This is a genomic window from Brucella sp. MAB-22 (genome assembly GCF_025908475.1).
GTDB lineage: Bacteria > Pseudomonadota > Alphaproteobacteria > Rhizobiales > Rhizobiaceae > Brucella > Brucella anthropi.
In genome coordinates this window covers 156,590-174,481 of sequence record NZ_CP109781.1, presented here as the reverse complement: position 1 = coordinate 174,481, position 17,892 = coordinate 156,590, and the positions used below count along the sequence as shown (strand labels likewise).

Below are 17,892 nucleotides of genomic sequence, written 5' to 3'. Positions count from 1 at the left end.
AGGGCGCCAATGGCGCCCTTTTTGTTCACGCCGGTTTGCGGATTCAAACGTAGCGATTGACGACGTTCTCGAGATATTCCTGGCGGCCGGATTTCGGCTGCGGATTGATGTCCTTCGCTTCGACTTCAGCAGTGATCTGGTCCAGCGAGAGGCCAGTCAAAAGCTTCTTGCCGAAATCGCCGTTCCAGCCTGCATAACGCTCATCGAGCGGCTTGGACAAGGCGCCGTCTTCAAGCATTGCGGCGGCTGCTTTCAGCCCGCGTGCACAGCAGTCCATGCCACCGATATGGCCGATTAGCAGATCCTGCGGATCGAGCGACTGACGGCGCAGCTTGGCGTCGAAATTCGTGCCGCCGGTGGTGAAGCCGCCTGCCAGCAGGACCTGATAATAGGCGAGCGCCATTTCCGGCACATTGTTCGGGAACTGGTCCGTATCCCAGCCTGACTGATAGTCATTGCGGTTCATGTCGATGGAACCGAAAATGCCAAGTGCACGGGCAAGCGCCAGTTCATGCTCGAACGAGTGACCGGCGAGAATGGCGTGGCCCTGCTCAATATTGACCTTCACTTCGCTTTCGAGGCCGTAACGCTTCAGGAAGCCAGAAACCGTCGCGACGTCGTAATCATATTGATGCTTGGTCGGCTCCTGCGGCTTCGGTTCGATCAGGATCGTGCCCTTGAAACCGATCTTATGCTTGTATTCGACCACCAGATTGAGGAACCGTCCCATCTGGTCAAGTTCGCGTCCAAGATCGGTGTTGAGCAGCGTTTCATAGCCTTCGCGACCACCCCAGAGCACGTAGTTCTCACCACCGAGCCGTTTCGTTGCGTCGATGCAGCTTTTTACGGTCGCTGCGGCAAAGGCGAACACATCTGGATCGGGATTGGTTGCGGCCCCGCCCATATAGCGGCGGTTGGAAAAGAGATTGGCTGTGCCCCAGAGCAGCTTTACGCCGGTTTCGGCCTGCTTCTTCTCGAAAATATCGACGATTTCGTTGAGATATCGTGTGTTTTCCGCAAAGTTGCGTCCTTCGGGCCGCACATCGGCATCGTGGAAGCAATAATAGGGCGCGCCAAGCAGGGAGAAGAACTCGAAAGCCACGTCAGCTTTGAGCTTTGCCGCATCCAGCTCGTTGGAATACCAGGGACGGTCGAAGGTGCGTCCGCCGAACGGGTCGCCACCCTCCCAGGCAAAGCTGTGCCAGTAGGCGACTGCAAAGCGCAGATGGTCTTCCATGCGCTTGCCCAGCACGATTTCATCCGGATTATAGTGGCGAAATGCCAGCGGGCTATCACTGTCCGGCCCCTCATATTTAACCTTTTGAATGTCGCCGAAAAATCCGGTGCTCATTGTGTCCTCCCGTTCGAATGTCGTCATGTCTGATTGTTTGCGGCAACGTCACTAGCCGGCGAGGGCGTGAAGTGCCGGATAAAGGGCGTGATAGCGCTGATAGGCTTCCTCATAGGCAGGGAGCAGGGCGGCTTCCGGCTCTATCGTGCGCTCCGTACGCGGTGGCGTGCAGACGGCAAATGGATCGACGCCGGTTGCCGCAATGAGGCCCAGTCGTGCGGCACCAAAAGCGCCACCGAAGTCGCCTTCTTCCGGCAAGGCAATCGGTACATTCAACGCGGTCGCGATTGCCTTCAGCCAATAGGTGGAACGCGAGCCGCCGCCGACTGCAGTCAGCGACTTGATATCGGTGCCAGCCGATTGCAGCGCGGCGAGATTGTCACGGATAGCGAAGGCGACGCCTTCCAGAACGGTTTGCGTTAATGCGCGCTGATCGGATTCATGCTCAAGGCCTGAAAATACGCCGCGTATCTTCGCATCGTTATACGGGGTGCGTTCGCCCGAGAGATAGGGCAGGAATGTCGCGCTGCCCGGTGCATTCAGCGTGTCGCCGAGTTCCTTATCGAGTTCATATGCCGTTTTGCCGACAAGCCGTGCATACCAGTCAAGCGCGCTCGCTGCGGACAGGATGACACCCATCTGGTGCCATGTGTCGGGCAAGGCATGACAGAAGGCATGAACCGCACTTTCAGGCTTCGGCTGATAGGCACCATTTGCGGCAAAGAGTACGCCTGATGTGCCGAGCGAAACGAAGGCATGGCCCGGCTTGACCGTGCCCATGCCGCAGGCCGAGGCGGCATTGTCGCCAGCACCGCCCGCCACGACCGGCTGACCGGCAATGCCCCATTCGGCGGCAAGTCCGGCCCGCAGCCGTCCGGTTGCGTCCGTGCCTTCGGCAAGGCGCGGCATCTGGCTCTCATCGAGGTTGGTCTTGTCCAAAAGTTCTCGCGACCAATGGCGTGCACCGGTATCGAGCCAGCTTGTACCTGCCGAATCCGACATGTCGGAGACATATTCCCCGGTCAGCCAGAGGCGCAGGTAGTCCTTCGGCAGCAGCACCTTGCGGATGCGCGCAAAAATATCCGGTTCGTTATTGGCAACCCAAACCAGCTTCGGTGCGGTAAAACCGGGAAAGACAATATTGCCTGTGATGGCGCGAAACGCCGGATCGGCATCGAGTTTGGCCGCTTCGCGATAGCTGCGCGTATCGTTCCAGAGGATGCAGGGACGCAATACCTGATCCTGTTCGTCCAGCAGGGTGGCACCATGCATCTGGCCGGAAAGGCCAATACCGGCAATCGCCGAAAACTCTTTCGGATGGGCCGCGCGCAGGCCATCAATTGCAGTGCGGCAGGCCTTGATCCACTGTGCCGGGTCCTGTTCGCTCCAACCCGGATGGGGGCGGGACACGTCCAGTTCGCCATGGGCCGAACCGATCACCGTCTGCGCGTCGTCGATCAACAGCGCCTTGACACCGGATGTTCCTAGATCGAGCCCGAGATACATATTTGCTCCTGTTGGAAAGGCGTTGTGGCCCGCGCGTCAGTCGAAATGCGGCAGGTTGTCTTTAAGGAAAATTTCGATGCGGATGTGTTCCTGTCCCGGAACGATCGCCAGACGATCCGCAGATGCTTTGAGAACCCGGATGGCGCTGCGGATTTCATGGCCCGCATCCTGCGCCAGCACCGCATGGATAATGCCATCTGTCAGCGCTTTTGAGGTCACGCTGTCGCGTTCGTGCGCGATGACGAGCGGTCGATTGGATGTATGCTCAGCCAACGCCTTCACAAGACCGCTGTTGCCAGCGCCGAGGCTATAAATCCCGGCAATGTCGCTGCGCTCGTCAAGCAGCTTGCCGACAAGCTGTTCCACACGCGATCCTTCATCGAAGCCTTCCAGAACGGGCAATATCTCGCGGCCCGGAAAGTCTGCTTTCATGGCTGCCGTAAAACCGTCGAAACGTTCCTGATGATCGCGGACTTTCAACGAACCGGCGACCACCGCAAGAGCCCCCTCCGTTCCGTTGGCAAAAAGCCCCAGAAGCCGTGCTGCCGTGCGGCCTGCCGCACCGTTATCGACGCCGACATAATGCGTTCGCATGGAATGCCCAAGGTCGGATACGAGCGTGACCGCGTGAATGCCTTGCTCACCCAATCGGGCGCAGGCTTCACGCACGGGATCGGTATCGACTGCCACGAATGCAACGCCGTCGGGCTTGCGTGAGGCACATTCGTCCAGTGCTGCGACAAGTGCTGCTTCATCGAAGGCCGGAACGAGTACGACATTGACCAGCACACGCTCAGCCAAAGCCCGTTCTGTCGCGGATTGCAGTTCCGCGCGCAGGCTCAGCATGAAGGTATTTTCATTGTCCGGCAAAATAAAATCGAACTGATAAAGCCGTCCGCGTGCGAGGTTGGCAGCACCCACATCGCGCACATAGCCGAGCGTGTTCATCGCTTCCATAACCCGGTCGCGCGTCTTCGCTCTCACACCCGGACGTTCGTTCAGCACACGGTCTACCGTGGCAAGGCTGACGCCCGCTGTTCTGGCTATATCATGGACTGTAGGTTTCATCCTCGCTCCTCGATGCGGACCATAAGATCAAAAATGAGGTACGTAAATCAAAAAATGCTTGCTATTCATTTTTCTTCACGTATCAATGGTTCCCGAGGATGGGGCAGTGTGTCTTTTGCATGCTGTCCCGATGGAGTGATCTTGGCGCAACGCGCCTTTGGGAGGATCAGCCATTCAAGGAATAAGCAGCTCTGAAGAGGGCTGTTTTGTTGTGCCGAACTCCGGGGGCGGAATACGTTCGGGGGCGCGGTTTGGTATCAGCCGGTAGCAAGCCGGTGTTGTTTGGAGGAGATTTGCATGAAACGTCGTAGTTTTCTGACCGGCGCGCTGGTTGCCGCGGCTTTGGGTATTGGTGCCATGGCGTCCACGCCGGTCTATGCTTCGCCGGAAAACCCGGTCATTGGATTTTCCATCGACGATCTTCGCGTCGAGCGCTGGGCGCGTGACCGCGACTATTTCATTGAAGCGGCAGAAAAGCTGGGCGCCAAGGTCAATGTACAGTCGGCTGACGGCAACGAGGAAAAGCAGGTCAAGCAGGTTGAAAACCTGATTGCGCAGGGTGTTGACGCCATCGTCATCGTGCCCATGAACTCCAAGGTTTTCGACGCGGTTGTGGCTGACGCCAAGGCATCCGGCATCAAGGTTCTGTCCTATGATCGTCTGATCCTCAATGCGGATATCGATGCCTATATCTCGTTCGACAACGAGCGCGTCGGCTTCATGCAGGCTGAAGCCGTCCTGAAGGCCAAGCCGGAAGGCAATTATTATCTCCTTGGCGGTTCGCCGACGGATAACAACGCCAAGCTTCTCCGTGCCGGCCAGGAAAAGGCTCTGAAAGAAGCTATCGATTCCGGCAAGGTGAAGGTCATCGGCTCGCAGTGGGTGAAGGAGTGGAGCCCGACGGAAGCGCTCTCCATCATGGAAAATGCTCTGACGGCTGCACAGAACAAGATTGATGCGGTTGTTGCTTCAAACGACGGCACCGCCGGTGGCGCCATTCAGGCTCTTGCCGCGCAGGGACTGGCTGGAAAGACTGCTGTTTCCGGTCAGGATAGCGACCTTGCCGCCGTCAAGCGTCTGATTGACGGTACGCAGACCGTGACGGTCTACAAGCCGCTGAAACTCATTGCTTCGGAAGCTGCCAAGCTGACCGTCCAGATGGTCAAGGGTGAAACGCCTGAGTTCAATTCCAAGCTCGACAATGGCGGCAAGCAGGTCGACACGCTTCTGCTGACGCCGACTGCCGTGACCAAGGACAATATCGACATCTACGTTCAGGACGGCTTCTACACCAAGGAGCAGATTGAAGGGAAGTAAGCTTTTCCGGCGACTTATCCTTGAGAGAATAGTGGGGCCGGAAGTCTGGAAATCATGATCCAGCTTCTGGCCCCACCAACTTGTCGATGCTGTCTGTGACAGCGTTGTCCGGAACATTTCCGCCAGAAGATGGTGTGGTTTGAAACCGGACGGCTCATTCTGCTGCATTACTGCAAGGTCATATGCGATGTCCGAATATCTTCTAGAGATGCGCAATATCGGTAAGGACTTCAACGGCGTGAAAGCGCTTGACGGTATTTACCTGAAAGTGCGCGCGGGCGAGTGTGTCGGCCTTTGCGGTGAGAACGGCGCGGGCAAATCCACGCTGATGAAAGTGCTTTCCGGCGTTTATCCCCATGGCACCTGGAGCGGGGAAATTTTCTGGGAAGGCCAGGAACTGAAGGCGACGGGCATCCGCGATACGGAAGCCGCGGGTATCGTCATCATCCATCAGGAACTCATGATGGTGCCGCATCTCTCGGTTGCGGAAAACATCTTTCTGGGATCGGAGCCGACAAGCGGAGGCTTCATCGATTATGACCAGATGAATGCGCGCGCGACGGAACTTCTGGCGCGCCTCAAGATCCATGACATCAATGTCGCGCTTCCGGTCTATCATTATCCGGGTGGCAAGCAGCAGTTGATCGAGATCGCAAAGGCGATCAACAAGAATGCGAAGCTGCTCATTCTGGATGAGCCGACATCGGCGCTGACGGCATCCGAAACATGCGTCCTTCTCGATCTCATCAAGGACTTCAAGGCGCAAGGCATGGCCTGTGTCTACATCTCCCACAAGCTGGATGAAGTGGCCGAAATTTCCGACACGGTGACGGTCATTCGCGACGGAACGCATATCGCGACGAAGCCGATGGCGGAACTCACCACGCCAGCCATCATCACCATGATGGTGGGGCGCGAGATGAAAAACCTGTTTCCGCGCGAGCCGCACGATATTGGCGAGGTTGTTTTCGAGGCACGCAAAATCAACTGCTGGGATGTGACCAATCCGGATCGCAAGGTGGTCGACAATGTTTCATTCGCGCTGCGACGCGGTGAAATTCTCGGTATTGCCGGGCTGGTGGGCGCGGGGCGCACGGAACTGGTGTCCAGCCTGTTCGGTGTCTGGCCCGGAGCGCATGACGGTCAAGTCTTTCTGGAAGGCAAGGAGCTGAAAATCCGCACGCCGCGTGATGCGGTTCGACAGGGCATCTGCATGGTGCCGGAGGACCGAAAGAAGGATGGCATCCTGCCGATCATGCCTGTGGGCTATAATATGACGGTCTCCGTGCTGGATCGCTTTTCCTTGCGCGGATTGCTCGACAAGGAAGCGGAACTGGCCACGATCCAGCGCGAAATTCTGCGCCTCAAGGTGAAGACTGCCGATCCGATGCTGGAAATTGCGTCCCTGTCCGGTGGCAACCAGCAAAAGGCGGTGCTGTCGAAGATGATGCTGCCAGACCCCAAGGTGCTCATTCTCGATGAGCCGACGCGGGGCGTCGATGTTGGTGCGAAATATGAAATCTACAAACTGATCTTCGCACTCGCGAAACAGGGTGTCGCGGTGCTGATGGTCTCTTCCGAAATGCCGGAAGTTCTTGGCATCAGCGACCGTGTTCTCGTGATCGGCGAGGGCAGGCTGCGTGGCGATTTCCCCAATGAAAATCTTACCCAGGAGAAGGTGCTTGCCGCCGCAATCGGCAAACCGATGACCAATGCGGCCTGATCCTCGAATAACTCTTTGTTTTCACGCATTTTCCTTATGCAAAACCGCTTCACATCTTTGCTGGAAATGCTCAAATTTGACCGGTGCATGATATGACATTGACGGGCAAAAGCCTTCGGAAGTTTCTGGCGGATTATAAGATTGTCGCGCTGCTGATTGTGGTTGCGCTCATCTGGGCATTGTTTGCGATCCTTACCTACGATCCCGAAATGGGACGTTCGCAGTTCCTGACGGCACGCAACTTCTCCAATCTTCTACGCCAGATGGCCATTACCGGAATGCTCGCATCGGCGATGGTTTTCGTCATCGTTGCTGGCGAAATCGATCTTTCTGTCGGCGCGCTGTTAGGGCTTTTGGGCGGCGTCGCCGCTGTCCTCGACGTGATCTACGGATGGCCCTTATGGGCGACGATCAGCACGGTTCTGGTTCTCGGCGTGGCGCTTGGCGCTTTTAACGGCTGGCTGACTGCCTATCTCGGCATACCGTCCTTCATCGTCACGCTTGGCGGCCAACTTGTGTTTCGCGGCATCGTGCTCGGCATTATGGGTGGCGTCACCATTGCGCCGATCTCTCCGGAGTTCAAATATATCGGACAGGGCTATCTGCCGGGCTGGCTTGGCAATCTCTGCGCCATTGCCCTGTTCGGCGTGCTGATCCTGATGACGTTGCGTACGCGGGCCAGCAAGCGCAAGCATAATCTCCAGACACTTTCATCCGGGATGGAAGTCGCAAGGCTTCTCGGTATTGGTATCCTGATCCTCGGTTTTATCCTGATCCTCAACAGCTATCAGGGTGTGCCGGTTCCGGTGCTGATCCTGCTGGTGATCCTTGGCGTCTTCACTGTCATTGCAAAACAGACCGTGTTTGGTCGCCACATCTATGCGGTTGGTTCGAACACCGAAGCGACGCGCTTTTCCGGCGTGAACGTCAATTTCGTCAAAATGGCAGTCTTCGCACTGATGGGGTTGATGGCGGCGGTGGCTGGCCTGACAACGACCTCACGCCTCGCGGCAGGCACGCCATCGGCAGGCATGGGCGGCGAACTTGACGCCATTGCCTCCTGTTTCATCGGCGGCACCTCCATGCGCGGCGGCGTTGGTTCCGTGCTGGGTGCACTGGTCGGTGCGCTCATCATGTCGAGCCTCGACAACGGCATGTCCATGCTCGGCGTCGATACGTTCTGGCAGCAGATCATCAAGGGGAGCATTCTTGTTCTGGCTGTCTATCTCGACATCGTATCTTCCGGCACGCGGCGTGGATAAGTGCAGGTCTATATATTAGACGAATAAAATATATTGAGCCCTACCAATCAGCTGGCTAAACTGCGGCCATGACGATGCTCAAGGATATCGGCGGTCTGCTCGCTCTGACAGCCCGTCTTCTGGCACGGTTCTGGCCCCAGCTGCTGCTTATTGGCGCGCTGGGCTATATTGCGCGCGACTTGCTGCTGGATGCTGCGGTACGCGCGGGCGGATACTTTCCGCTCGCCGGAATGGTCGTGCTTTCGCTGGTCGTACTTGTGAAGCTGCTCGTCGTGGTGACGATGTTCGCCACGCTGCGCCCCGGATTGCCAACGCTTGCTTCGTTGCGCCAAACCGCTACGGCAGGAACCGCACCGTCGCCCGACAATCGCAAGGCCGACCGTATGCTGATGGTGACGGCAGCCGTCATTCTGCCGTTCTTCGCCTATTACGCCGCATGGGGCTTTCTTGGCGACACAGTGCGCGAATATTCGCGGCTTGCTTTTGAGCGCACAGCCTTTGGCGAGAAGATGCACATATTCGACCTTGTGCGTTCCGGCAGCCTGATCGCGGCAATTTTCGTCTGCTGGCTGATCCGCTGGATTGCCAAACGGGCGAATGAGAAAGTCCATTCACCTTGGTTGCGGCTGTTGATTGTCGCCGCCGACGCAAGCTGGATATTCATAGGTCTGTTTGCGCTCGATAAGTGGAAGGATGATCTCATCCGCTGGATTGGGGCCGGGTCCCTGCTCGATGGTTTCGATGTCAGTGCTGCATGGTTGTCGATGAGCGCTTACGCTGCCGAAAATTTTGTGCCCGTGGAGTTTCAGCAACCGAGCTTCTGGGTACAGGCGCAGAATCTGTTCTTCTATGCGCTCTTGCCGATGGTCTGGCTGGTGATGGCGGCCATCATCTACGGCTATGATCTGTCCGCCAGGAAAGCACCGGTTCCGCCAGCCCCATCTCGCGGAACGACCTTCCGGAAGTGGTTGAGCGACTTCACTGCACATTATCTGGGCGGTTATCGCAGCCGCTACCGGCCTGTATGGACCTGCCTGAAACTTGTCGTCGGGGCAGGGCTTGGAACCCTGCTGTCGTTTATCGTTCTCTACCGTGCCATAAGCTGGACCGGCGCATGGATCTGGTACGGTACGACCCATTATCTTGGACCATACGATATCGAAATTTGGCAACGCATCGCCAATGTTCTGGCTATTCTGATCGGTAGCCCGACGGAGCTTGATGGCGGCATCCTGCTTGACGCAATACGTATCGCACTTCTGGCGGCAGTCCTCGAATATGCGTTGGTGAGCCAGAAGAACAGGGCTATTTCAGAACCAGATGCTCAGGCTGTTTCCCCAGCATAGAGAGCGATAGCGAAAGCTCTCCAACGTTTTCGGGAACAAGAAAGCTCTCGACGATACGAACCGGGGCGCTGCCATTTTCATTGGCAAGATCATAGCATTTCGGCTTGTCGGCGGCTTCCGGTTTCAGTTTTTGGATTACTTGATTGGATACATACAATGTCGACCAGCTGCGGCCTTCAGCGTCCGTCGCAGTTACGAAACAGGGTATCAACTGTTTCAACTGTTCAGTGTCCTGAATAGCCACTTCGATTTCTGCAAGTACGATACTGGTTTTTGGCAATGTGCCTGGAAACTTGTCCAATGCGACCAGTTTCCAGTTGGCACCAGCATAAGTCTGCACATCGCCACGCGGCACGACAATCGGCTCTTGCAGGTTCTGCTCGATCCAGCGCAACAAACCGCCGTCGGAACGCACGAAAACAGCAAGGGGCAGGGCGATAATCAGGAGAGCAAGGCATATCCAGAACGATTTTCGCTCGCCTGAAGAGGCTGCTTCACTCATTGGCTGACCTCCAATTGCCAGGGCATGATGGTCCCCATGCGTTTGATCGCGATTGACTGGCTGACATTGTCCTGCGCCGTGGAGTTCATGCTGATCTGCACCTGTTCTGAAAGAGGGGTCAGTGAAGATTCGGCAATGAGCAGCTTTCCACCTGCGATCTGGTCACGCGGCAATTCAAACACCATCAGTATAGGACGTGGAATCCCCGGCTCCAGCCGTTCAGAGCCGACTATACCGGGCGCATAAGTCGGGCGTTTGCTCATGGCGTAGCGGATACCGTTCGGCCCAAGCCATTCGACAGCCGCGAGGCCAAGGCTCTCGATCTTTGCTTTGGCTGCGGCCTCGATGACCAGCCATTCGCCATCCGTATTATAGGCGCGGGTGCTTCCGATGCCGGGTGTTGTCAGTTGCCGGGCTCGATAAACATTCACGATGCCGACGACGAAACGACTGGTTTCTGCTGGCTTTCCCTGCTGTCCTTCAATGGTTACGGAGGAAAAGATATCGCTGTAATAGGGGGTGGAATGCTGCATGCCGTATAGCGCGGCGACGGCCACGCACAGCATGAGAGTGCTTTTGAGCCAGCCCATCATCCTTCGCTCTCGGCAGATGACATATGAACAGGCAATTGGATGACCGCGATGGGGTCCCGATCAAGCCATGTAGAGGCCCCATAGAGATTATCCCGCTTCTTGTAGATTTCACTGCCAATGAGGAGCCGCACTTCCTGCGGCGGAGTTTCACCTTGCGGCCATTCCCATACTACGGTCAGCTTTTCCGGCATGCCGGGATTGATCGGACTCGCAATCCATTTGTCCTTGATGATGTAAACGATCGGGTCTTTCAGCGCCGGATTTGGCGGATCGAGGGTGAGGAGCCTTCGCGATGCATAGGCTGACGACGCGGAACGATTGTCGAGACTGACATCGACCATGAGGTAGTTTTTGGGCTCGTAAGGTTTCACGCCGGTCGGTGGAACAGAGCTAAAGCGCGCGCCGGTTATCGCCACGTGCCAGCGTCCAGTATCGACCGTCTCGCCGGGGCTCAGTTCCCGCATAGGCTCGGGATTGGCTGCCTCATAAATTGCCGCTGCATAGGAGAATACGCTTGCGGCGGCCGTGCCGATACCCGCAATGACGATGGCAGCCAGTCGCTGCCGGAAGCTTCGACGCTGTTCGTCCGCCATGACACCTCCCTCTGTGCTGGCGATTCAAACGACAATACAGGCCCCCGGCCAAGCCCCCGGTTCCTATAGCATATCAATGCTCCAGCGTCATCTTTTGGCTTAACCTAGGTTAACCTTCCTCGACGAACACCTCGTCGCGCTTCTTGCGTACCGATGGAAGCAGCACGACCACGAGAACGGCCGCAGCTATGGCGAGCAGAATGGCGCTGATCGGGCGGGTGAAAAAGGTTGCCGGGTCGCCGCGTGACAGGATCATGGCGCGTCGCAGATGTTCCTCCAGCAACGGGCCGAGAACGAAGCCAAGCAGCAGGGGGGCCGGTTCGCAGCGCAGTTTGGCCAGCAGATAGCCGATGAAGCCGAAGAAGGCGACTGCGTAGAGATCGTAGACATTCGAATTGACGCTATAAACGCCGATTGAACAGAAAGTCATGATAATCGGAAAAAGCACATAGTAGGGCACTGTCAGAAGCTTTACCCACAGGCCGATCAGTGGCAGGTTCAAGATGATGAGCATGAGATTGCCTATCCACATCGACGCAATCACACCCCAGAACAAGGCGGGTTGTTCTGTTGCAACATTCGGGCCTGGCACGATGCCCTGAATAATCATGGCGCCGATCATCAATGCCATGACCGGATTGGCTGGAATGCCGAGCGTGAGCATCGGAATGAAGGATGTCTGCGCACCGGCATTGTTGGCGGATTCCGGTCCTGCAACGCCTGCTATCGCGCCCTTTCCGAACTCTTCCGGCGTATCGGAAATACGCTTTTCCACCGTGTAGGAAGCAAAAGACGCCAGAATGGCGCCACCGCCGGGCAGGATACCAAGCGCCGAACCGATGACCGTTCCGCGCAGGATTGGCGCAGTCATGCGCTTGAAATCGTCGCGCGTCGGCATCAGTCCCGTGACCTTTGCCATCAGCACTTCGCGCGCATGTTCGTTTTCGAGATTGCGCAGAATTTCAGCGATGCCGAACACGCCGACAGCAACGGCAACGAAATTGAGGCCATCCGCATATTCTGTAATGCCGAGCGTGAAACGCGGTGTGCCGGTGTAGATGTCAGTACCGATAAGGCCGAGCAGCAGCCCCAGTACAACCATCGCCAGAGCCTTGATGATCGAACCGTGCGCCAGTGCCACGGACGACACCAGCCCGACGACCATCAGCGAGAAATACTCAGCCGAGCCGAATTTCAGGGCGATTTCTGTGAGTGGCGGAGCGAAGATCGCCACCAGAAAGGTGGAGACAGTACCGGCGAAGAATGAACCGATTGCCGCGATTGCAAGTGCTGCACCGGCACGCCCGCGGCGCGCCATCTGGTAGCCGTCGATGGCCGTCACTGCGGACGACGATTCTCCCGGCATGTTGATGAGAATTGCGGTTGTCGACCCGCCATATTGGGCACCGTAATAGATGCCAGCAAGCATGATCAGTGCGGAAACCGGATCGCCAATCTGGAACGTGATCGGAAGAAGCATGGCAATGGTTGCGGTAGCACCGATGCCCGGCAGAACGCCGATCAACGTGCCAAGCAATACGCCGATAAGGCAAAAGCCGAGATTGGCAAGCGTCGATGCTGTTGAGAAGCCAAGCGCAAGATTGTTGAAAAGCTCCATGCTCGTGCCCCCTTTAGAACGGCCACCAGGGCCCGAAACGCTGATATGGCAGCGCGAGCGCGTAGCTGAAGACAATGACCGAAAAGACCGTGATTGCAGCGGCAAGAATGATTGCTGCAAGTGGTTTCATACGCATCGAGGCGAAAGAGGCGATGAGACAGGTCAGAAACAGCGACGGTACGAAGCCGAGGCCGCGCACGGTCAGGCCGAAGAATATCGGCGCAGGCAGAATAAAGAACAGGCCGCGCCAAGCGATCGGGCCGATAGGCTCGCCGGAGACACGTGTAGCCTGAATAAGGATGACCAGTCCAAGCAGAATTAGCACACCGGAAAGGACAAGTGGGAAATATCCCGGTCCCATACGTAGCGATGTGCCGAGGTCCAGACCAAGCGACTGATAGGCAAAAAAGGCGCCTGTCAGTGCGAGCAGTGCACCGCACAATCCGTTGGTCGGATCTATTGAGAATTTCCTTGAGGGCTCGTTCATGGCCAATCGTCTTTCGGATTTGCCGTTGAAAGGGCTATGCCGGAAGGTCGGCATATGACGTCGGTCGTGTATCACGTCGACTGCAGTTTGATGTGCAGCCGAAGGGAAAACGACAATCAAGGCGCGTCAGATGACATGCCTTGATTGTTTCCTGTACGATCAGTCCGCGTATTGTCCTGCGGCTTCGATAATCGGCTTCCAGCGCGCGATTTCGGATTCGAGCTTGGCCTTCAACGCGGCCGGTGTCGCATCCGCTTCCGGAGACGGCTTTGTGCCGAGTTCGGCAAAACGGGCAACCACATTCTGGTCTTTCAAGGCCACCTGAAGCGACTTCGACAGACGTTCGGTGACTTCCGCCGGGGTTCCCTTGGGGGCATAGATGCCGTGCCAGATGCCCACTTCCATGCCGTCCAGACCGGCTTCCTTGGTAGTCGGAAGGTCTTTCAGTACGTCCAGACGTTCAGGCGAGGTAACGGCATAAGCCTTGATCGTGCCGGCCTGAATCTGCTTCGTCGTGTTGGTGGTCTGGTCACACATGATGTCGACCTGTCCACCGAGAAGATCGGTCATGGCCGGGCCGGTTCCCTTGTAGGGAACTGTAACGAGCGGCGTTTCAATCGCGCTCATGAACAACATGCCGCAAAGATGCGATGCCGCGCCGATACCGGCATTGGCGACCGTCGCCGTATCCTTGTTGGCCTTGGCATATTCGATCAGCCCCTTGAGATCGGTTGGCTCAAGGTCTTTGCGTGCAACAATCGTCATCGGAACTTCCGTGACAAGACCGACATATTCAAATGCATTCAGCGTGTCATAGGCGAGCTTGCGGTAAAGCGTGGCGCTTGTGGCCATGCCGATATGGTGAAGCAGAAGCGTATAGCCATCCGGATCGGCGGTTGCGACACGCCCGGCTCCGAGTGTTCCACCTGCGCCGCCGACATTCTCGACGATAACCTGTTGTCCGAGATCCTTGGACATGGATTCTGCCACAAGTCGCGTGACAGTATCGGTAGGCCCACCGGCTGAGAAAGGCACGACCATGGTGATCGTCCGTTCCGGATAATTTTGTGCCTGTGCGGTGAAAGCTGCGGTGGAAATAGCAAGTGTTGTCGCCAGAGCGGCGATAGTTTTCATCATAGCGTCCTCCCAGACTATGTTGCGGCGGGCGTGCCGGTATTCTGAATTTGGTTCCCCACGCCTCTTTGGGCGCTTCGGGCAATCAGATGCGATACTATTCAATGACTGCAATAAAATGTTTCTGCACCGTTGTTGCTCTTGAATTGGCAGGATTATTCGGTGCGCTTGAAAGAGAATGTAGATGTATCCCGGCGGCTTGCCAATGCCTGACCTTCAATGAAAGCGCTTGTACTACCAAAGTCTGGGTAGCTCGCTTGTCATGTTTTCGCTGTGCGCTGGCGTATCGTCTTGAAGGTTCTTTCTGATCGGGGCTAACCTTATGCAGTTTTGATTGCGGGAAGCTCAGCATTCAAGACGAGGTGATCGACGAGGCTCCTGGCCGGTGTGGTTAGTTCTTCTAAGGATTGCACCGCTATTGCCAGATTTCTTCTTGCCCAAGCATCGGAGATAGCGACCGTTGCAATGGGGAGTGTCTTTCTAAGGCGTCGGGCGGCGGTCTGCGGAATGATCGCAACACCTACGCTGGCAGCCACCATATTACCGACCCCTTCAAACGTGCGGAGTTTCGTCCTGATTTTAAGTCTGCCGCCTAGCCGGGTTGCCTGAATTTCGAGGTGCTCCTGCAGTGCGCCAGCTGATAGACCGATGAACTGTTCCTGCAGGATGTCGGAGAAACTCACGCGCTTATGTTCAGCCAGCGGATGGCTTCTGGCAGTGATCAGTACCAGCTGATCTATTGCAAAAGGAACCAGCTCCAAACCCGTAGTTTCCACCGCATCCGATAAAATTCCGATCTCAACAAAGCCGCGCAAAATGGCACGAGCAATATCGCTGCTCTGTCGTTCTTTCAACTCCACATCGATGCGAGGATTTTTTGCCATCCAGGCGGCGAGTTTTGCCGGAAGATATTCGGTGACGGTAGCGGTATTGGCCGCGACGCGAATGGCTGTGCGCATGGTTTTGGCATGTGAGCCCAATTCGCTATGCAGGTCGGCCATCTGCCGCATGACCGCTCTTGCGTGATGGACAAGGGCTTCGCCTGCTTCGGTAAGGGCAACGCCGCGTCGTCCCCGCTCCAAAAGCGAAACCTGCCCCGTGGCCTCCATGTCACGCAGGCGCTCGCTTGCCGCTGGAAGCGACAGGCCGATTTCAGCCGCGCCATGAGTGATGCTGCCGGTATCGGCGACAGCGAGGAAGAGGCGAAGGTCGGTAAGATCAAAGCGCATAAGCGATGTTAGCGCGAATTCTGCCTATGGGAAAGCCGAAGGCTCTATAAGGAACTTCCGCATTCCGTCCGATGGCCAAGTCGCTATAGCAGGGACATGATTTATTCATTACCCTTGATCCTGACGATTGCGGTAACGTTCCTCGGTGCCGGCTTTGTCAAAGGCGTGACAGGAATGGGGCTGCCCACAGTCGCCATGGGCATATTGGGCGCGCTGATATCTCCGCTCTCAGCTGCAAGCCTGTTGATTATTCCGTCTTTCATCACCAATCTTTGGCAGCTTCTGGCGGGGCCTAGCTTCGGTCAGCTTATGCTTCGTCTCTGGAGCATGATGCTTGCCATTGCAGTCGGGACCATTGCGGGAACTGCGGTTCTGGTCGGGGGGAACATTGCAGTCACCACATCGATGCTGGGCTTCTCGCTCGTTATCTATGCAGCCTACACGTTGTTCGCCCGCCAGCTACAGGTGTCGGAAAAGCTTGAACGCCTGCTGTCACCTGTCATCGGGCTGCTGACCGGCTTGATTGCGGGCGCTACAGGGATATTCGTCATACCGGCTGTGCCCTATCTGCAATCGCTAGGATTCAGAAAAGATGATCTTGTGCAGTCGCTCGGGCTTTCCTTTACTGTCTCGACTGCTGCACTTGCGGTCGGGCTTTCGAGCAGGCAAGCATATTCCGGTGATCTCCTGCTGGCGTCTGTTCTGGCCATTGTTCCTTCACTGGTTGGCATGTTCCTAGGGCAGGCTTGTCGCCGCAAAATCCGACCGGAAAACTTTCGTCGATGGTTTCTGATCGGCCTTATGATCCTGGGGCTTGAAATGACATTGAGACCATTGTTCTCGATGAGTTGATGAACGGGGAACAATTTTTCCATTCCGGCAAGCGGATACGGATTTGCTTTCTTGTTCGAATCCGGCAAGGGCAGGATATTGTCTCACCCCCAAGAGAACAGTCTTTAGCTTCAACGGGTTTTCGCTGAAGCGTCCCCTATCATCGGCCTGATTGACGGAATGACCCAGAGAGATCCAGAACAACACCAGTCGCGTGCGCTCCGACTGTTCAAGCCAGTTCTTGCCGGTGCAACGCTGCGAGAACGTTCGATTGCTTGCCTCGGTGCCTTGATTGGTATCGCGCTGACCGGATTCATATCGAGCATGCTGCTGGGAAGCGGTCCGCATCTGCCTTTGATCGTAGCGCCAATCGGTGCTTCGGCGGTTCTGCTTTTCGCAGTTCCAACCAGCCCGCTGGCGCAGCCGTGGTCGATCATCGGCGGCAACACGATTTCCGCCTTTGTGGGACTGGCCGTCACCCAGTTTGTTGATGATCCGGCTTTGGCGATCGGCCTTGGCGTGGCGCTCGCGATCGCGGCAATGTCGGTTACCCGTAGCCTCCATCCGCCCGGTGGCGCAGCGGCGCTGACTGCAGTTCTGGGTGGTTCTGCGGTTGCCAAGTGGGGATTGCTGTTTCCGCTTGTGCCGGTCGCGCTGAACTCTTGCCTTCTGGTCGGCCTTGGTATCCTTTTTCACAAACTGTCGCGTCGGAAATATCCGCACGTGGCGGCGGCTGCTCCGGTAAACAAGCACAGCACTGAAGATTTGCCGCCTTCGGTCCGGATGGGTATCCGCGAGGAAGATATCGACCGCGCCTTGCTTGCACTGGATGAAAGCTTCGATATCGATCGCAACGATCTTGGACGTCTGCTGCGGCAAGTGGAGCTTGAAGTGTCCATTCGTTCCCACGGCGACCTGACCTGCGCCGACATTATGTCTCGTGATGTCGTCAGTATCGATGAAGATGCAACGGCGAGCCAGGCGCGCGACCTGATCTTGCGGCATAATCTATTGACCTTACCGGTGCACACGGCCGACGGTCGCCTGAAGGGCGTAGTCGGTTTGCGCGAATTGATGCATCCGGGTGACGATTTCAGAAACTATATCGTGGAAGCGCCCACCGCTGCGCAAGCCGATCCGGTGATGAGCCTTCTGCCCAGCCTGACCGATGGATTGGCGCATGCTGTCGTGGTTGTTGATGAAATGCGCCGCATCATCGGTTTGGTGTCGCAAAGCGATCTTCTGAGCACACTCGCGCGTTCACTTCCCGATGAAAAGCGGGTGCCTCTGAAAGCGGCATAACCTGCCGGGCCTGCGCTTCTCTATTGAATT

Annotated in this window: 16 protein-coding genes; 6 read left to right on the top strand and 10 right to left on the bottom strand. The window is 56.6% G+C overall.

The genetic code is table 11. The annotated features are described in order from the left end of the window. Positions 1 to 43: 43 nt before the first annotated feature. From xylA to OHI65_RS00720, 3 genes are read right to left on the bottom strand one after another with little or no spacing between them, the layout of a single operon-like run. Positions 44 to 1,351: a xylose isomerase gene (xylA, locus tag OHI65_RS00730; protein WP_125300691.1), complete on the bottom strand. Its 1,308-nt coding sequence runs from the start codon at positions 1,349 to 1,351 to the stop codon at positions 44 to 46. A 51-nt stretch (positions 1,352 to 1,402) separates the two neighbouring features. Then, positions 1,403 to 2,857 (bottom strand): xylulokinase, encoded by a 1,455-nt coding sequence (gene xylB, locus OHI65_RS00725; protein WP_125300690.1) that lies wholly within the window; start codon positions 2,855 to 2,857, stop codon positions 1,403 to 1,405. Positions 2,858 to 2,893: 36 nt separating this feature from the next. Then, positions 2,894 to 3,925, bottom strand: a complete 1,032-nt coding sequence (locus OHI65_RS00720) for a LacI family DNA-binding transcriptional regulator (protein WP_125300689.1) — start codon at positions 3,923 to 3,925, stop codon at positions 2,894 to 2,896. A gap of 297 nt (positions 3,926 to 4,222) precedes the next feature. On the opposite strand from OHI65_RS00720, the gene xylF reads away from it, so the two are divergent. The 4 genes from xylF (at position 4,223) to OHI65_RS00700 (ending at position 9,573) form a co-directional block, all read left to right on the top strand. After that, a complete protein-coding gene (gene xylF / locus OHI65_RS00715) occupies positions 4,223 to 5,242 on the top strand; it encodes a D-xylose ABC transporter substrate-binding protein (RefSeq protein WP_125300688.1) in 1,020 nt (339 codons plus the stop codon). A 187-nt stretch (positions 5,243 to 5,429) separates the two neighbouring features. Next, positions 5,430 to 6,965: a xylose ABC transporter ATP-binding protein gene (locus OHI65_RS00710; RefSeq protein ID WP_125300687.1), complete on the top strand. Its 1,536-nt coding sequence runs from the start codon at positions 5,430 to 5,432 to the stop codon at positions 6,963 to 6,965. A 92-nt stretch (positions 6,966 to 7,057) separates the two neighbouring features. Continuing rightward, complete coding sequence (locus tag OHI65_RS00705; RefSeq protein WP_012092841.1) at positions 7,058 to 8,227, top strand: sugar ABC transporter permease; 1,170 nt, start codon at positions 7,058 to 7,060, stop codon at positions 8,225 to 8,227. 68 nt (positions 8,228 to 8,295) lie between these two features. Next, entirely contained in the window at positions 8,296 to 9,573 is a 1,278-nt protein-coding gene (locus OHI65_RS00700) for a hypothetical protein (protein WP_125300686.1), read from the top strand. On the opposite strand, the gene OHI65_RS00695 is transcribed toward OHI65_RS00700, so the two are convergent. From OHI65_RS00695 to OHI65_RS00665, 7 genes are all read right to left on the bottom strand, one after another. Continuing rightward, entirely contained in the window at positions 9,533 to 10,075 is a 543-nt protein-coding gene (locus tag OHI65_RS00695; RefSeq protein WP_012092843.1) for a hypothetical protein, read from the bottom strand. The genes OHI65_RS00700 and OHI65_RS00695 overlap by 41 nt on opposite strands. Next, positions 10,072 to 10,665 carry a hypothetical protein gene (locus tag OHI65_RS00690; RefSeq protein WP_040128716.1) on the bottom strand — a complete coding sequence of 198 codons (594 nt, stop codon included), beginning with the start codon at positions 10,663 to 10,665 and terminating at the stop codon, positions 10,072 to 10,074. Before OHI65_RS00690 ends, OHI65_RS00695 begins: the two co-directional genes overlap by 4 nt. Beyond that, positions 10,665 to 11,261, bottom strand: coding sequence for a hypothetical protein (locus OHI65_RS00685; protein WP_012092845.1), 597 nt, complete (start codon positions 11,259 to 11,261; stop codon positions 10,665 to 10,667). Before OHI65_RS00685 ends, OHI65_RS00690 begins: the two co-directional genes overlap by 1 nt. A 109-nt stretch (positions 11,262 to 11,370) precedes the next feature. Continuing rightward, positions 11,371 to 12,879, bottom strand: coding sequence for a tripartite tricarboxylate transporter permease (locus OHI65_RS00680; RefSeq protein WP_010658619.1), 1,509 nt, complete (start codon positions 12,877 to 12,879; stop codon positions 11,371 to 11,373). 13 nt (positions 12,880 to 12,892) lie between these two features. Continuing rightward, positions 12,893 to 13,366 carry a tripartite tricarboxylate transporter TctB family protein gene (locus OHI65_RS00675; RefSeq protein WP_010658620.1) on the bottom strand — a complete coding sequence of 158 codons (474 nt, stop codon included), beginning with the start codon at positions 13,364 to 13,366 and terminating at the stop codon, positions 12,893 to 12,895. Between the two features lie 159 nt (positions 13,367 to 13,525). Further along, positions 13,526 to 14,503, bottom strand: coding sequence for a tripartite tricarboxylate transporter substrate-binding protein (locus OHI65_RS00670; RefSeq protein ID WP_125300685.1), 978 nt, complete (start codon positions 14,501 to 14,503; stop codon positions 13,526 to 13,528). Positions 14,504 to 14,820: 317 nt separating this feature from the next. Next, complete coding sequence (locus tag OHI65_RS00665) at positions 14,821 to 15,729, bottom strand: LysR substrate-binding domain-containing protein (RefSeq protein ID WP_125300684.1); 909 nt, start codon at positions 15,727 to 15,729, stop codon at positions 14,821 to 14,823. Between the two features lie 96 nt (positions 15,730 to 15,825). Between OHI65_RS00665 and OHI65_RS00660 the strand changes: the two genes are divergently transcribed. Both OHI65_RS00660 and OHI65_RS00655 read left to right on the top strand, forming a co-directional pair. Further along, positions 15,826 to 16,581, top strand: coding sequence for a sulfite exporter TauE/SafE family protein (locus OHI65_RS00660; protein WP_012092849.1), 756 nt, complete (start codon positions 15,826 to 15,828; stop codon positions 16,579 to 16,581). Between the two features lie 159 nt (positions 16,582 to 16,740). Continuing rightward, positions 16,741 to 17,862 (top strand): HPP family protein, encoded by a 1,122-nt coding sequence (locus tag OHI65_RS00655; RefSeq protein ID WP_012092850.1) that lies wholly within the window; start codon positions 16,741 to 16,743, stop codon positions 17,860 to 17,862. Positions 17,863 to 17,892: the final 30 nt, after the last annotated feature.

Bases quoted from the DNA above. Each gene is read 5' to 3' on its own strand.
- xylA (WP_125300691.1), bottom strand. From the start codon at position 1,351: ATGAGCACCGGATTTTTCGGCGACATTCAAAAGGTTAAATATGAGGGG.
- xylB (WP_125300690.1), bottom strand. From the start codon at position 2,857: ATGTATCTCGGGCTCGATCTAGGAACATCCGGTGTCAAGGCGCTGTTG.
- OHI65_RS00720 (WP_125300689.1), bottom strand. From the start codon at position 3,925: ATGAAACCTACAGTCCATGATATAGCCAGAACAGCGGGCGTCAGCCTT.
- xylF (WP_125300688.1), top strand. From the start codon at position 4,223: ATGAAACGTCGTAGTTTTCTGACCGGCGCGCTGGTTGCCGCGGCTTTG.
- OHI65_RS00710 (WP_125300687.1), top strand. From the start codon at position 5,430: ATGTCCGAATATCTTCTAGAGATGCGCAATATCGGTAAGGACTTCAAC.
- OHI65_RS00705 (WP_012092841.1), top strand. From the start codon at position 7,058: ATGACATTGACGGGCAAAAGCCTTCGGAAGTTTCTGGCGGATTATAAG.
- OHI65_RS00700 (WP_125300686.1), top strand. From the start codon at position 8,296: ATGACGATGCTCAAGGATATCGGCGGTCTGCTCGCTCTGACAGCCCGT.
- OHI65_RS00695 (WP_012092843.1), bottom strand. From the start codon at position 10,075: ATGAGTGAAGCAGCCTCTTCAGGCGAGCGAAAATCGTTCTGGATATGC.
- OHI65_RS00690 (WP_040128716.1), bottom strand. From the start codon at position 10,665: ATGGGCTGGCTCAAAAGCACTCTCATGCTGTGCGTGGCCGTCGCCGCG.
- OHI65_RS00685 (WP_012092845.1), bottom strand. From the start codon at position 11,261: ATGGCGGACGAACAGCGTCGAAGCTTCCGGCAGCGACTGGCTGCCATC.
- OHI65_RS00680 (WP_010658619.1), bottom strand. From the start codon at position 12,879: ATGGAGCTTTTCAACAATCTTGCGCTTGGCTTCTCAACAGCATCGACG.
- OHI65_RS00675 (WP_010658620.1), bottom strand. From the start codon at position 13,366: ATGAACGAGCCCTCAAGGAAATTCTCAATAGATCCGACCAACGGATTG.
- OHI65_RS00670 (WP_125300685.1), bottom strand. From the start codon at position 14,503: ATGATGAAAACTATCGCCGCTCTGGCGACAACACTTGCTATTTCCACC.
- OHI65_RS00665 (WP_125300684.1), bottom strand. From the start codon at position 15,729: ATGCGCTTTGATCTTACCGACCTTCGCCTCTTCCTCGCTGTCGCCGAT.
- OHI65_RS00660 (WP_012092849.1), top strand. From the start codon at position 15,826: ATGATTTATTCATTACCCTTGATCCTGACGATTGCGGTAACGTTCCTC.
- OHI65_RS00655 (WP_012092850.1), top strand. From the start codon at position 16,741: ATGACCCAGAGAGATCCAGAACAACACCAGTCGCGTGCGCTCCGACTG.